This window comes from Micromonospora sp. KC606 (assembly GCF_004348675.1).
Lineage (GTDB): Bacteria > Actinomycetota > Actinomycetes > Mycobacteriales > Micromonosporaceae > Micromonospora.
The window spans coordinates 19,293-32,582 of sequence record NZ_SMKN01000021.1 but is presented as its reverse complement, the minus strand read 5'-3'; the positions used below and the strand labels follow the sequence as shown (position 1 = coordinate 32,582).

Below are 13,290 nucleotides of genomic sequence, written 5' to 3'. Positions count from 1 at the left end.
AACGGGTCCTGACCGGCTCCTGCGGGGAGAGCTGATGAAGCGGGCCCATCTCGACAAGGTGTTCACCGTGTTGATCGCCGGCGTGCTCGCCGGGCTGGTGCTGGCGGTCGCCGCCCTCCCGGCCGCGCTGGTGTTCGGGCTCGGCTTCGGCGCGCTCGCCACTCCGTACGCCAAGCTGCCGGAGAGCCTGCGCAAGCCACCGACGGTCGAGCGGTCGAGCCTGTACGCCAACGACGGCCGCACCCTGATCACCACCTTCTACACCGAGGACCGGGTGGAGGTTCCGCTGGACCGGATCGCGCCGGTGGTGCGGCAGGCGATCGTGGCCGCCGAGGACGCCCGGTTCTACCAGCACTCGGGCGTCGACCTGCGGGGGGTGCTCCGGGCCTTCACGGCGAACAAGCGCGACGGTGCCCCCCGGCAGGGTGCCTCCACGCTGACCATGCAGTACGTGCGTAACGTGCTGGCCGGCGACCCGCGGCTGACCGAGGAGCAGCGCCGGGCAGCCACCGAGATCACCGCCGCCCGGAAGATCCGGGAGATGCGGTACGCCCTGGCGCTGGAGCGGGAGCTGAGCAAGGACGAGATCCTGCGGCGCTACCTCAACATCGCGTACTTCGGCGCCGGGGCGTACGGGATCGCGGCGGCCAGCAAGCGCTACTTCTCCACCTCACCGGCGAGGCTGACGCTGCCGCAGGCGGCGCTGCTCGCCGGGCTGGTCCGCTCGCCGCACACCGACGACCCGATCAACGGCGACGCCGACGCGGCGCTGAGCCGCCGGGCGTACGTGCTGGACCGGATGGTGGAGTCGCAGCAGGTGTCGCCCGCCGAGGCGGCGGAGGCGAGCGACGCCCCGCTGGCGCTGCGCCCGAGCGAGACGCCGAACGACTGCACGGCGGTGCCGGAGAAGCAGAACGACTGGGGCTTCTTCTGCGACTGGTTCGCCCAGTGGTGGAGCGCCCAACCGGCCTTCGGGGCGTCGGCGGCGGAGCGGCAGGACACCCTGCGTAGGGGCGGCTTCCGCATCGTCTCCTCGCTCGACCCGGACATCCAACGGGCGGCCGTGCGGGAGGTGCGCGGCATCTACGCCGTCAACGATCCCTTCGCGGCGCCCACGGCGGTGGTGCAGCCCGGCACCGGCCGGGTGCTGGCCATGGCGGTCAACCGGAACTACAGCGTCGCCGCCAACCCACCGGGCCAGAAGAACTACCCGAACACGGTCAACCAGCTCGTCGGCGGCGGCGACGGCATCGCCGGCTACCAGGCGGGCTCGACGTTCAAGCTTTTCACCCTGCTGGCCGCGCTGGAGTCCGGGCTGCCCCTGGACACGCCCTTCGACGCCCCCAGCCGGATCCGGACCCGGTTCCCGGTCGACGGCGCCGGAGCCAACTGCGACGGCCGGTGGTGCCCGGTCAACGCCAACCCGTCGCGGATGGACGGACCGCACACCATGTGGACCGCGTTCGGTCGTTCGGCGAACACGTACTTCGCCTGGCTGATCGAGCGGGTCGGGGCGGACCGGGTGGTGGCGATGGCCGAGCGGCTGGGCATCGTGTTCCGGGCCGAGGAGGACGCGGCGCTGGCCCGCCACAACGCGAAGCACTGGGGCGCGTTCACCCTCGGCGTCTCCTCCACCACCCCGCTCGACCTGGCGAACGCGTACGCGACGGTGGCGGCGGAGGGCACCTGGTGTGCCCCGCTTCCGGTCGTGTCGATCACCGACAACGCCGGACACGAGGTCGCCGCCGGCCGCCCGGACTGCCGGCAGGTCGTCGAGACCGACGTGGCCCGGGCGGCGGCCGACGCGGCCCGGTGCCCGGTCGGCGACCAGTCCATGTACGGCGCCTGCGACGGGGGCACGGCGGAGGACCTGAGCCGGGCGCTGGGCCGGCCGGTTGCCGGCAAGACCGGCACCTCCGAGCGGGACGAGACGACCTCGGTGGTGGCCGTCACCCCGCAGCTCGCGATCGCCCAGATCGCGGCGAACCCCGACGATCCGCGGGACGCGGTCGGCGGGGCGGTGCAGAGCCGGCTGGTCGACGCGGTCGGTCGGGTCCTCGGCCACGCCCTGCGCGACCAGCCGATCCGTGATTTCGTCCCGCCCAGTGACACCGTCGCCTACCGGCACACCACCGGCCGTGACTTCAACTGAGTCAGCCACGGCTTCCGCTGGGCGGCTCCGTAGACTCGCTCAGTGTGGACAACGCGACAGGCACCTTCTGGGGGCCGGACTTCGAGCAGCTCAGCGCAGTCGACCCGGAGATCGCCGGGGTGGTGCTCGGGGAACTGGACCGGCTGCGCGGCGGTCTGCAACTGATCGCCAGTGAGAATCTCACCTCCCCGGCGGTGCTCGCCGCGCTCGGCTCGACGCTGACCAACAAGTACGCCGAGGGCTATCCCGGCCGGCGCTACTACGGCGGCTGCGCCGAGGTGGACCGGGCCGAGGAGATTGGCATCGCCCGGGCGAAGGAGCTCTTCGACGCCGAGCACGCCAACCTACAGCCGCACTCCGGGGCCAGCGCAAACCTGGCCGCGTACGCCGCCCTGGTGCAGCCGGGGGACACCGTGCTGGCGATGGAGCTGCCGCACGGCGGGCACCTCACCCACGGCAGCCGGGTGAACTTCTCCGGGAAGTGGTTCCACACCGTCGGGTACACCGTCCGACGGGACACCGAGCTGATCGACTATGACGAGGTACGGGAGCTCGCCCTGGCCCACCGCCCGAAGATGATCATCTGCGGTGCGACGGCGTACCCGCGCCTGATCGACTTCGCCCGGTTCCGGGCGGTCGCCGACGAGGTCGGGGCGTACCTCATGGTGGACGCCGCGCACTTCATCGGCCTGGTCGCCGGCGGGGCGATCCCGTCCCCGGTGCCGTACGCCGACGTCGTCTGCCTCACCACCCACAAGGTGCTGCGCGGTCCCCGGGGCGGCATGATCCTGTGCCGCGAGTCGCTGGCCCCGCGGATCGACAAGGCGGTCTTCCCGTTCACCCAGGGCGGCCCGCTGATGCACGCCGTCGCGGCCAAGGCGGTCGCGCTGCGCGAAGCCGCGCAGCCCGAGTTCCGGGCGTACGCCGCGCAGGTGGTCGCCAACGCCCGGGCGCTCGCGGCCGGGCTCGCCGCCGAGGGGATGCGGCCGGTCTCCGGCGGCACCGACACCCACCTGGCCCTGGTCGACCTGCGCGAGGTCGGGGTCAGCGGCGCCGACGCCGAGGCCCGCTGCGACGCCGCGGGCATCACCCTGAACAAGAACGCCATCCCGTACGACCCGCAGCCGCCGACGGTGGCCTCCGGGATCCGGGTGGGCACCCCGAGCGTCACCACACAGGGTATGCGGGAGGGGGAGATGCGGCAGGTCGCCTCGTTGGTCGCCGGTGCGGTGCGCACCGATCCCACCGCCCCCGGCGGCGCCGACCGGCTCGCCGGGATCGCCGGCGAGGTCGCCGAGCTGGTCGCCGCCTTCCCGGCGTACCCCCGATGACCGCGCCACGGGCGGGGGAGCCGGGGGCGATCCGGGCCCGGCTGCCGTACCTGCGGTTGCCGCTGGCGGCGTGTGCGGCGCTGGCCGTGGTCGCGGTTCCGGCGGCGGCGGTGCTGCGCGGGCCCACCGGAGCGGCCGGCGTGGCCGCCGGGATCACGCTGGTCGTGCTCAGCTACCTGATCTCCGGCGTCTCGGTGGCCTGGGCCGACGCGGTGAATCCTCGGTTAATCATGTCCGTCGGGCTGGTCACCTACGCCACGAAGATCGTGTTCCTCGGGGTGGTGATGGCCGCCGTCGCGGCGAGCGGCTGGGCCGGGCTGCCGGATCTGGGGGTGGCCGTCATCGCGGCGGTGGTGGTCTGGACCGGAGCACATCTGACCTGGGCCTTGCGGTCGCCGCTGCCGACCTTCGGCCGGCGCGACGACTGAACGAATCCGGGGTTCGCCGCCGGTACGTCGGGCTGTTGTGGTGGGCCGGTGGGGAGTAACCTGAGCGACGACTGCTCCGACGCCGCACGGCCCGCACGCTGCCCGCAGTGTGGGGGGTGCCGCACACTCCCGTGCGCCTCTGCTGATATTGTTCGCGACGTCATGGCCGATGACCCCCACACCCGCAAGTCCGACGAACACTCGTCGGAGGGCGTGGCCGGTGCTGTCCTGGGCTACCTGCTCGCCGGCATCGTGGCGTGGGGTTTCCTCGGGTGGTTGGCGGAGCGGTTCTTCGATCTGCGAACCGGCATCGGGGTCGCCGTCGGCATGATGCTCGGCGCAGCCGGAGCGATCTACCTGATCATGAAGAGGCTCAGTGCTTGAGTGCCAGCACGCGCGGGTCTGTCGAGTGCGGAGGATGACACGGTGAGCGGACAGCTGGTCGTCGCCCAGGGGATCCCCTGGCCCCCCAGCGTCGGAGATTTCTATCCGCCGAACGTGGCCGGCCCCTGGGTCACCAAGTTCGGCATCATGGTCTGGCTCGCGGTCGCGTTGCTGATCATCTTCTTCATGCTGGCCTACCGGAAGCCCACGCTGGTGCCCGGCAAGACCCAGTGGTACGCCGAGTCGCTCTACGGGCTGGTCCGGGACAACATCGCCCGGGAGCAGATGGGCAACGCCGGCATCCGCTTCGCGCCCTACCTCACGGTGCTGTTCAGTTTCATCGCGCTGACCAACCTCTTCGGCATCGTCCCCGGGTTGCAGATCTCGCCCAACTCGCACATCGCGTTCCCGATCGTGCTCGCGGCGATCTCCTACGTGATGTACCTCTACATCGGTGTCCGCAAGGACGGCCTGGGCAGCTACCTGAAGAAGAGCCTGATCATCCCCGGCGTGCCGTGGCCGATGCACTTCCTGCTGATCCCGATCGAGTTCCTGCAGAACTTCATCAACCGGCCGGTCACCCTGGCGGTGCGACTCTTCGCCAACATGTTCGCCGGCCACCTGATCCTGCTGGTGTTCACCCTCGGCGGCTTCGTGATGCTCGCCTCGGACAACGTGTTCGTCCAGGTGACCTCGGTCTTCTCCTTCGCGATGGCGATCCTGATGGCCTTCTTCGAGGTGCTGGTCGCCCTGCTGCAGGCCTACGTCTTCGTCACGTTGACCGCCAACTACATCGGAACGTCGCTGGCCGACGACCACTGAGATCGGGCTCGGTGGGCACCCGGCCCGACCAAGCTTCTGGTACCGAACCGCGTACGCGTGAGACCTCACGCGTGAACTAGGAGGAATACCCGCAATGGACGTTCTTGCCGCCATCAACGGTAACGTCAACACCATCGGCTACGGCCTCGCCGCCATCGGCCCCGGCATCGGTGTCGCCCTGGTCTTCGCGGCCTACATCCAGTCGAGCGCCCGCCAGCCGGAGTCCGCCGGCTACAACCGCACCTGGCTGGTGCTGGGCTTCGCCCTGGTCGAGGCGCTCGCGCTGTTCGGCCTGGTGCTCGCCTTCGCCGTCAGCTGACCGTCCGTTCCTCGACCCGGAGGTCTGAGATGTTCATCGCCGCCACAGATGTGGATCACCACCCGCTCGTGCCGATCTGGCAGGAGCTGGTCATCGGGACGATCGCCTTCGGTCTGCTCTGCTTCGTCCTGCTGAAGTTCGTCATGCCGCGCATGGAGGCGATGTACCAGGCGCGGGTCGACGCGATCGAGGGTGGCCTCAAGCGCGCCGAGGCGGCGCAGGCCGAGGCGAACCAGGTGCTCGAGCAGTACCGTGCGCAGCTCGCCGAGGTGCGGACCGAGGCCGCGAAGATCCGGGACGACGCCCGGTCCGACGCGGAGGGCATCCGCCAGGACATCCTCGGCAAGGCGCGGGAGGAGTCCGACCGGATCATCGCGGCCGGCAAGGAGCAGCTCGCCGCCGAGCGGGCCACCATCGTGCGCGAGCTGCGCACCGAGGTCGGCACGCTCGCGGTGGACCTGGCCAGCAAGATCGTCGGAGAGTCGCTCGCCGACGAGGCCCGTCGCAAGGGCACCGTGGACCGGTTCCTCAGCGGCCTCGAGAGCGCGGGGGCTCGCTGATGCAGGCCGCCAGCCGGGAGTCGTACAAGATCGCGGCCGAGCGCCTCGAGGAGTACGTCCGGGGCGCGGAGCCGTCGGCGGTGGCCGCCACCGCGGACGAACTCCTGTCCGTCGCCGCCGTGCTGCGGCGCGAGCCGCGGCTGCGTCGGGCGCTCTCCGACCCGGCCCGTTCGGGTACCGACCGGGCCGGCCTGCTCGGTGACGTGCTGCGCGGCCAGATCGGCGCGGGCGCGCTCGACCTGCTCGCCGTGCTGGTCTCCGGCCGGTGGTCCACGCCGTCGGAGCTGCTCGACGGCGTCGAGCGGCTCGGCGTGGAGGCGCTGCTGGCCGGCAGCGACAAGGCCGGCGAACTGGGCGAGGTCGAGGACGAGCTGTTCCGCTTCGGGCAGGTCGTCTCGGGTTCCCCGGAGCTGTCCAACGCGCTGTCCGACCCGACGGCCCCGGTCGCGCGGCGGGCCACCCTGGTCGACCAGCTCCTCGTCGGCAAGGCCCGGCCGGTCACCGGCTACCTCGTCGGGGTCGCGCTCAGCGGGTTCGGGGGACGCTCCCTGACCGGGGCGCTCACCCGACTGGTCGAGATGGTCGCCGACCGGCGGGACCGGCAGGTCGCCTACGTGACCGTCGCCGCTCCGCTGACCGACGAGGAGGAGCGACGCCTCGGTGCCCGCCTCTCCGCCATGTACGGTCGAGAGGTTTCCGTCAAGCAGACGGTGGCCCCGGAGGTGCTCGGTGGCGTGAGCGTGCGGGTCGGTTCCGACCTGTACGACGGCACCGTCCTGCGCCGCCTCAACGAGACCCGCAACGCGCTCGCGAAGCGCTGACCAGCGTCCTCGCAGCCCTTTGATCGACGCCATTCGGACCGGTCGGTACTAGGTATCCCGGGCCCCTGATACTTAAGGAAGCAGAGGATGGCCGAGCTGACCATCTCGACGGAGGAGATCCGCGGCGCCCTGGAGCGCTACGTCTCCTCCTACTCGTCCGACGTCTCCCGCGAGGAGGTCGGCACCGTCGCCGACACCGGCGACGGCATCGCCCACGTCGAGGGCCTGCCCTCGACCATGACCAACGAGCTCCTGGAGTTCGAGGACGGCACGCTCGGCGTGGCGTTGAACCTCGACGTCCGGGAGATCGGTGTCGTCGTTCTCGGTGACTCCGCGAAGCTGGAGGAGGGGCAGCGCGTCAAGCGCACCGGCCGGGTGCTCTCCGTACCGGTCGGCGACGCCTTCCTCGGCCGCGTGGTCAACGCGCTCGGCCAGCCGATCGACGGGCTCGGCGACATCGCCAACGAGGGCTTCCGCGAGCTGGAGCTCCAGGCCCCGAACGTGATGGCCCGGCAGTCGGTCGACGAGCCGCTGCAGACCGGCATCAAGGCCGTCGACGCCATGACGCCGATCGGCCGTGGCCAGCGTCAGTTGATCATCGGTGACCGCAAGACCGGCAAGACCACGGTCGCGCTGGACACCATCCTCAACCAGCGGGACAACTGGCGCTCCGGCGACCCGAAGAAGCAGGTCCGCTGCATCTACGTCGCCATCGGCCAGAAGGCCTCCACGATCGCCTCGATCAAGGGCATCCTGGAGGAGGCGGGCGCGATGGAATACACCACCATCGTCGCCTCCCCGGCCTCCGACCCGGCCGGCTTCAAGTACCTCGCCCCGTACACCGGCTCGTCCATCGGGCAGCACTGGATGTACGGCGGCAAGCACGTCCTGATCGTCTTCGACGACCTCAGCAAGCAGGCCGAGGCGTACCGGGCCGTGTCGCTGCTGCTGCGCCGCCCGCCGGGCCGCGAGGCCTACCCGGGTGACGTCTTCTACCTGCACTCCCGGCTGCTGGAGCGCTGCGCCAAGCTCTCCGACGCGATGGGCGGCGGCTCGATGACCGGCCTGCCGATCATCGAGACGAAGGCCAACGACATCTCGGCCTTCATCCCGACCAACGTCATCTCGATCACCGACGGCCAGATCTTCCTGGAGACCGACCTGTTCAACCAGGGCGTCCGGCCGGCCATCAACGTCGGCACCTCGGTCTCCCGGGTCGGTGGCGCCGCGCAGGTGAAGCCGATGAAGAAGGTCGCCGGTTCGCTGCGGCTCAACCTGGCCCAGTACCGCGAGCTGGAGGCGTTCGCCGCCTTCGCCTCCGACCTGGACCGGGCCTCCCGGGCCCAGCTGGAGCGCGGCGCCCGCCTGGTCGAGCTGCTCAAGCAGCCGAACTACTCGCCGTACCCGGTGCAGGAGCAGGTCGTCTCCGTCTGGGCCGGCACCGAGGGCAAGCTCGACGACGTCCCGGTGGGCGAGATTCGCCGCTTCGAGTCGGAGTTCCTCCAGTACCTGCGGCACAAGCACGACGGCGTTCTGGCCGGCATCGCCGCCCACCAGTGGAACGACGAGATCATCGGCTCGCTCGAGTCGGCGATCACCGAGTTCAAGCAGCTCTTCCTCGGCAAGGAGGAGGAGCGGCGGATCAACGAGGCCCCGGCCAAGCCGCTGGAGGGCGAGGAGAACCGCGAGACGGTCACCCGCTACGCCGACACCACCGAGAAGCAGTAGGGCTGACGGATGGCGGCCCAGGTACGCGTTCTTCGTCAACGCATTCGCTCGGCGAAGGGGATGAAGAAGATCACCAAGGCGATGGAGCTCGTGGCGACGAGCCGGATCGCCAAGGCCCAGGCCCGGGTGGAGGCGTCCCTGCCGTACGCCCAGGCCATCACCGGCGTGCTCACGGCGCTGGCCTCCAACGCGCGGATCGACCACCCGCTGCTGACCCCGCGTGAGCGGGTCCGGCGGGCCGGTGTCCTGCTGGTGACCGCCGACCGTGGTCTGGCCGGCGGTTACAGCTCGAACGCCATCAAGACCGCGGAGTCGCTGATCGCCCGGCTGCGCGCCGACGGCAAGGAGCCCGTGCTCTACGTCATCGGTCGCAAGGGCCTGAGCTTCTTCCGGTTCCGGGACCGGCCGATCGAGGCGAACTGGACGGGCTTCTCGGAGCAGCCGACGTTCGCCGACGCCCGCACCGTCGGGGAGACGCTGATCCGGGCGTTCTCCGCCGGGGCGGACGACGTCGACGGCGACCCCGGGCCGGACGGGACGCGCGGTATCGACGAGCTGCACATCGTCTACACCGAGTTCAAGTCCCTGATGACCCAGACCCCGGTGGCCAAGATCATCGGCCCGATGCAGGTCGAGGACCGGCCCCGGTCCGAGGGCGCGCTCCCGGCGTACGAGTTCGAGCCGGAGGCGGAGGCGTTGCTCGACGCGCTGCTGCCGAAGTACATCAACACGCGGATCTACGCGGCGTTGTTGGAGTCGGCGGCGAGTGAGTCGGCTGCCCGGCGGCGGGCGATGAAGAGCGCCACCGACAACGCCGAAGAGATGATCGAGAAGTACACGCGCGAGATGAACTCGGCCCGGCAGGCCGGGATCACCCAGGAGATCAGCGAGATCGTCGGCGGCGCGAACGCGCTGGCCGCGTCGGGAAGTGAAGTGTGATGACTGTATCCGCAGTTGCTGGTGGACCAGCTGAGACCAGGACGGCCACGGGTCGCGTGGTCCGGGTCATCGGCCCGGTCGTCGACGCCGAGTTCCCGCGCGACGCCATGCCGGCCCTGTTCAACGCCCTGCACGTGGACGTGACCCTGTCCGGCGGCGAGAAGACGCTGACCCTGGAGGTCGCCCAGCACCTGGGTGACAACGTGATCCGGGCCATCTCGATGCAGCCGACCGACGGCCTGGTCCGCGGCACCGAGGTACGCGACACCGGTTCGCCGATCACCGTGCCGGTGGGCGACGCGGTGAAGGGTCACGTGTTCAACGCGATCGGCGAGTGCCTCAACCTCACCGAGGGCGAGACGCTCCAGCCCGACGACCACTGGGGCATCCACCGCAAGGCCCCGGCCTTCGCGGACCTGGAGCCGAAGACCGAGATGCTGGAGACCGGCATCAAGGTCATCGACCTGCTCGCCCCGTACGTGAAGGGCGGCAAGATCGGCCTGTTCGGCGGCGCCGGCGTGGGCAAGACGGTGCTCATCCAGGAGATGATCACCCGGGTCGCCCGGAACTTCGGTGGCACCTCGGTCTTCGCCGGCGTGGGTGAGCGGACCCGCGAGGGCAACGACCTCATCGCCGAGATGACCGAGTCCGGTGTCATCGACAAGACCGCGCTGGTCTACGGCCAGATGGACGAGCCGCCGGGCACCCGGCTGCGGGTCGCGCTCTCCGCGCTGACCATGGCGGAGTACTTCCGCGACGTGAAGAAGCAGGAGGTGCTGCTCTTCATCGACAACATCTTCCGTTTCACCCAGGCCGGTTCCGAGGTCTCCACGCTGCTCGGCCGGATGCCGAGCGCGGTGGGCTACCAGCCGACCCTGGCCGACGAGATGGGTGAGCTGCAGGAGCGGATCACCTCTGTCCGGGGCCAGGCCATCACCTCGATGCAGGCGATCTACGTGCCCGCCGACGACTACACCGACCCGGCGCCGGCCACCACGTTCGCCCACCTCGACGCGACCACGAACCTGGAGCGGTCGATCTCCGACAAGGGCATCTACCCGGCCGTGGACCCGCTGGCGTCCTCGTCCCGGATCCTCGCCCCGGAGTTCGTCGGCCAGGAGCACTTCGCGGTCGCCACCGAGGTGAAGCGGATCCTGCAGAAGTACAAGGATCTGCAGGACATCATCGCCATCCTCGGCATCGAGGAGCTCTCCGAGGAAGACAAGATCACCGTGGCCCGAGCCCGGCGGATCGAGCGCTTCCTGTCGCAGAACACCTACGCCGCCGAGCAGTTCACCGGCGTGCCGGGCTCGACGGTGCCGATCACCGAGACCATCGAGGCGTTCAAGAAGATCAGCGAGGGCGAGTACGACCACTTCCCCGAGCAGGCGTTCTTCATGTGCGGTGGTCTGGAGGACCTGGAGAAGAAGGCGAAGGAGCTGATGGCGGAGGGCTGAGACCTCCACCACATCCGCGAAGGCCACCCCGGCGGGAGCTGGGGTGGCCTTCCAGCCGTTCACGGCTTCGGGGCCCGTGCCCGAGCCGCGGGTGAGCGATTCCCGCCGCGGCGCGGTACCGTTTCCAGCGCGATACTCGCGAACAGGCGTCGATCCGCAGCAACTTTTCGGCCGCGTCCGCCCGTCTTGAGAGTCATGGGCGCGACGACGAATGGAGTTCCCGGTGGGTAAGGCCGGCAAGAAGGGGCGCAGGCCGTCCCGCTGGGCGGGCGTGCCGCGGTGGGCGCGGGCGTGCACCGTCCTCGGCGCCGTGCTGATGTTGCTCAGCGGCGTCGTCCTGGTCGGTTACGAGGCATTGCTCGCTCGTTACGAGGGCGCGGTGGGCAAGGCCGACCTCTTCGGCGACCAGGCCGCCGGGGCACAGGAACGCAAGAGCGACATAAAGGGGCCGCTCAACATCCTGCTGGTCGGCATCGACCCGCGCAAACCCGAGGATCCGCCGCTGGCTGATTCGATCATGGTGCTGCACGTGCCCTCGACGCTGGACCGGGCCTACCTCTTCTCCATGCCGCGCGACCTCGTCGTCGACATCCCGAGATTCGACAAGGCCAACTACTCCGGCGGCAGGGGCAAGCTCAACGGCGCCATGGCGCGCGGCAGTATCGTGCAGGGGCAGAATCCGAGCGCCGCGCAGGGCTTCGAGCTGCTCGCCAAGAGCGTGCAGCAGGTCATCGGGATCGAGCGGTTCGACGCCGGCGCGATCATCAACTTCACCGGCTTCCAGAAGATCGTCGACGCCATGGGCGGCGTCACCATGTACATCGAGCGGGACGTGAGGTCCGAGCACCGGGAGCCCGACGGCAAACACCGCAAGGGCAACCCGTACGGCGAGGGTTACATCGGCCCGCAGGCGGAGTACAAGAAGGGCACCCAGCACCTCAGCGGTTGGCAGGCGCTGGACTACGTCCGGCAGCGGTATCCGAAGAACGGCGTCCCGGACGCCGACTACGGCCGCCAGCGTCACCAGCAGCAGTTCATCAAGGCGATGGCGAATCAGGCGGTGAGCGCCGATGTGGTGACCAACCCGATCAAGCTGGACCGGGTGGTCCGGGCGGCCGGCCAGTCGTTGACCTTCAACGGCCGGGGCAACAGCGTCGTCGACTTCGCCCTCGCGCTCAAGGACGTCCGGCCGGAGAACGTCGAGCTGATCAAGCTGCCCGGCGAGGGAATCGGCACGGGTGCGGCGTACCGGGGGGAGCGGCTGCTGCCCGCCGCGGACGACTTCTTCGCCGCCCTGAAGGACGAACAGCTCGACGGCTTCCTGCTGGAGCACCCGGAGTTCCGCAACCGGAACAAGTAACCAGGTCGGGCCGGGTCGGTGCCGGATCGGCCCCGCCACGGCGCAACGCACCCACGATGGTGCAGGTCTCGCCACCCGCGTTGGGGAGCCTTCGGGCGCGGGACTAGACTTTCCACAATCCGCCGCCGCAGCAAGGAGACAGCGTGGCACAGCAGCTTCACGTCGAGCTCGTAGCCGTCGAGGAGAAGGTCTGGTCCGGCGACGCCGAGATGGTCGTCGCGCGGACGACCGAGGGTGAGCTGGGTGTGCTGGCGGGGCACGCGCCCCTGCTCGGCCAGCTCGCGGAGCCCAGCCAGGTTCGCATCAAGCAGGCCGGCGGGGAGCAGATCGCCTACGACGTCGCCGGCGGCTTTCTGTCGGTGACCGGCGAGGGTGTCACCGTCCTCGCCGAGAGCGCCACCCCGGCCACCGCGGCACGCTGAGCCGACCCGCCGATGGAGATCGTGGAAGGGATCGGAGTCGGCATCGCGGTGCTGCTCGCCGCGCTCGTGATCCTTTTCATCCGCCGGGCCGTGGTCGCCCGTAGCGGAGGCATCATCCGACTCAGCGTCCGGGTCACCACGGTCCTCGACGGGCGGGGCTGGTCTCCCGGCTTCGGCCGCTTCGTCGGCGACGAGCTCCGGTGGTACCGGATGTTCAGCTTCGCCCTCCGGCCCAACCGGGTGCTCTCCCGCAAGGAGCTCGTCGTGGAGCGACGGCGCCTGCCCGAGGGGCAGGAGCGGCTCTCGATGCCCGCGGACTGGGTCATCCTCCGCTGTACCAGTCACCACGCGCCGGTCGAGATCGCCATGGCACGTTCCACGGTGACCGGATTCCTCTCCTGGCTCGAGGCCGCCCCGCCCGGGGCGGCCTCGCCGCGTCTGGCTGCCTCCCAGGACTGGCCCGCCGCCTGACCTCCCGCGCCGGCCGCCCGATCGACGCCGATCCGGCATGGTGAGCGGTGTTCCACCGATGGCCCATCCTGCGCGGTGTGTCCGTTTCGTGCCGGT

14 protein-coding genes are annotated in these 13,290 nt (G+C 70.2%); all 14 read left to right on the top strand.

Features of this window, described 5'->3' with window-relative positions; all coding sequences use genetic code 11:
- Positions 1 to 34: 34 nt before the first annotated feature.
- The 14 genes from E1193_RS08075 to E1193_RS08005 all read left to right on the top strand — a co-directional run bounded on the left by E1193_RS08075 (position 35) and on the right by E1193_RS08005 (position 13,194).
- The gene (locus E1193_RS08075; RefSeq protein ID WP_132181739.1) at positions 35 to 2,152 is read left to right on the top strand and encodes a transglycosylase domain-containing protein; all 2,118 of its coding nucleotides are present in this window, start codon (positions 35 to 37) and stop codon (positions 2,150 to 2,152) included.
- A gap of 44 nt (positions 2,153 to 2,196) precedes the next feature.
- Entirely contained in the window at positions 2,197 to 3,483 is a 1,287-nt protein-coding gene (gene glyA, locus E1193_RS08070; RefSeq protein WP_207922623.1) for a serine hydroxymethyltransferase, read from the top strand.
- Complete coding sequence (locus tag E1193_RS08065) at positions 3,480 to 3,911, top strand: hypothetical protein (protein WP_132181735.1); 432 nt, start codon at positions 3,480 to 3,482, stop codon at positions 3,909 to 3,911. The genes glyA and E1193_RS08065 overlap by 4 nt, the downstream gene beginning before the upstream one ends.
- Before the next feature lie 162 nt (positions 3,912 to 4,073).
- Positions 4,074 to 4,295 carry a hypothetical protein gene (locus tag E1193_RS08060; protein WP_132181733.1) on the top strand — a complete coding sequence of 74 codons (222 nt, stop codon included), beginning with the start codon at positions 4,074 to 4,076 and terminating at the stop codon, positions 4,293 to 4,295.
- A complete protein-coding gene (gene atpB / locus E1193_RS08055; protein ID WP_132181731.1) occupies positions 4,296 to 5,117 on the top strand; it encodes a F0F1 ATP synthase subunit A in 822 nt (273 codons plus the stop codon).
- Positions 5,118 to 5,211: 94 nt separating this feature from the next.
- Positions 5,212 to 5,436 carry an ATP synthase F0 subunit C gene (gene atpE / locus E1193_RS08050; RefSeq protein WP_091078493.1) on the top strand — a complete coding sequence of 75 codons (225 nt, stop codon included), beginning with the start codon at positions 5,212 to 5,214 and terminating at the stop codon, positions 5,434 to 5,436.
- Between the two features lie 29 nt (positions 5,437 to 5,465).
- Positions 5,466 to 5,996 carry a F0F1 ATP synthase subunit B gene (locus tag E1193_RS08045; RefSeq protein ID WP_132181729.1) on the top strand — a complete coding sequence of 177 codons (531 nt, stop codon included), beginning with the start codon at positions 5,466 to 5,468 and terminating at the stop codon, positions 5,994 to 5,996.
- Positions 5,996 to 6,817, top strand: coding sequence for a F0F1 ATP synthase subunit delta (locus E1193_RS08040; protein WP_132181727.1), 822 nt, complete (start codon positions 5,996 to 5,998; stop codon positions 6,815 to 6,817). The genes E1193_RS08045 and E1193_RS08040 overlap by 1 nt, the downstream gene beginning before the upstream one ends.
- Positions 6,818 to 6,904: 87 nt before the next feature.
- Complete coding sequence (gene atpA, locus E1193_RS08035) at positions 6,905 to 8,545, top strand: F0F1 ATP synthase subunit alpha (RefSeq protein ID WP_132181725.1); 1,641 nt, start codon at positions 6,905 to 6,907, stop codon at positions 8,543 to 8,545.
- 9 nt (positions 8,546 to 8,554) lie between these two features.
- Positions 8,555 to 9,484 (top strand): F0F1 ATP synthase subunit gamma, encoded by a 930-nt coding sequence (locus E1193_RS08030; RefSeq protein WP_132181723.1) that lies wholly within the window; start codon positions 8,555 to 8,557, stop codon positions 9,482 to 9,484.
- Entirely contained in the window at positions 9,484 to 10,941 is a 1,458-nt protein-coding gene (atpD, locus tag E1193_RS08025) for a F0F1 ATP synthase subunit beta (RefSeq protein ID WP_132181721.1), read from the top strand. The genes E1193_RS08030 and atpD overlap by 1 nt, the downstream gene beginning before the upstream one ends.
- 223 nt (positions 10,942 to 11,164) lie before the next feature.
- On the top strand, positions 11,165 to 12,301 hold the full coding sequence (locus tag E1193_RS08020; protein ID WP_243707404.1) for an LCP family protein: 1,137 nt from the start codon (positions 11,165 to 11,167) through the stop codon (positions 12,299 to 12,301).
- 143 nt (positions 12,302 to 12,444) lie between these two features.
- Positions 12,445 to 12,723 (top strand): F0F1 ATP synthase subunit epsilon, encoded by a 279-nt coding sequence (locus E1193_RS08010; protein WP_132181717.1) that lies wholly within the window; start codon positions 12,445 to 12,447, stop codon positions 12,721 to 12,723.
- A 12-nt stretch (positions 12,724 to 12,735) separates the two neighbouring features.
- Entirely contained in the window at positions 12,736 to 13,194 is a 459-nt protein-coding gene (locus E1193_RS08005) for a DUF2550 domain-containing protein (RefSeq protein WP_132181715.1), read from the top strand.
- Positions 13,195 to 13,290: the final 96 nt, after the last annotated feature.

What these genes read in the sequence shown, in the direction of transcription:
- E1193_RS08045 (WP_132181729.1), top strand. Translation starts at nt 5,466, where the DNA reads ATGTTCATCGCCGCCACAGATGTGGATCACCACCCGCTCGTGCCGATC.
- E1193_RS08075 (WP_132181739.1), top strand. Translation starts at nt 35, where the DNA reads ATGAAGCGGGCCCATCTCGACAAGGTGTTCACCGTGTTGATCGCCGGC.
- E1193_RS08030 (WP_132181723.1), top strand. Translation starts at nt 8,555, where the DNA reads ATGGCGGCCCAGGTACGCGTTCTTCGTCAACGCATTCGCTCGGCGAAG.
- E1193_RS08005 (WP_132181715.1), top strand. Translation starts at nt 12,736, where the DNA reads ATGGAGATCGTGGAAGGGATCGGAGTCGGCATCGCGGTGCTGCTCGCC.
- atpD (WP_132181721.1), top strand. Translation starts at nt 9,484, where the DNA reads ATGACTGTATCCGCAGTTGCTGGTGGACCAGCTGAGACCAGGACGGCC.
- atpA (WP_132181725.1), top strand. Translation starts at nt 6,905, where the DNA reads ATGGCCGAGCTGACCATCTCGACGGAGGAGATCCGCGGCGCCCTGGAG.
- atpE (WP_091078493.1), top strand. Translation starts at nt 5,212, where the DNA reads ATGGACGTTCTTGCCGCCATCAACGGTAACGTCAACACCATCGGCTAC.
- E1193_RS08040 (WP_132181727.1), top strand. Translation starts at nt 5,996, where the DNA reads ATGCAGGCCGCCAGCCGGGAGTCGTACAAGATCGCGGCCGAGCGCCTC.
- E1193_RS08065 (WP_132181735.1), top strand. Translation starts at nt 3,480, where the DNA reads ATGACCGCGCCACGGGCGGGGGAGCCGGGGGCGATCCGGGCCCGGCTG.
- E1193_RS08060 (WP_132181733.1), top strand. Translation starts at nt 4,074, where the DNA reads ATGGCCGATGACCCCCACACCCGCAAGTCCGACGAACACTCGTCGGAG.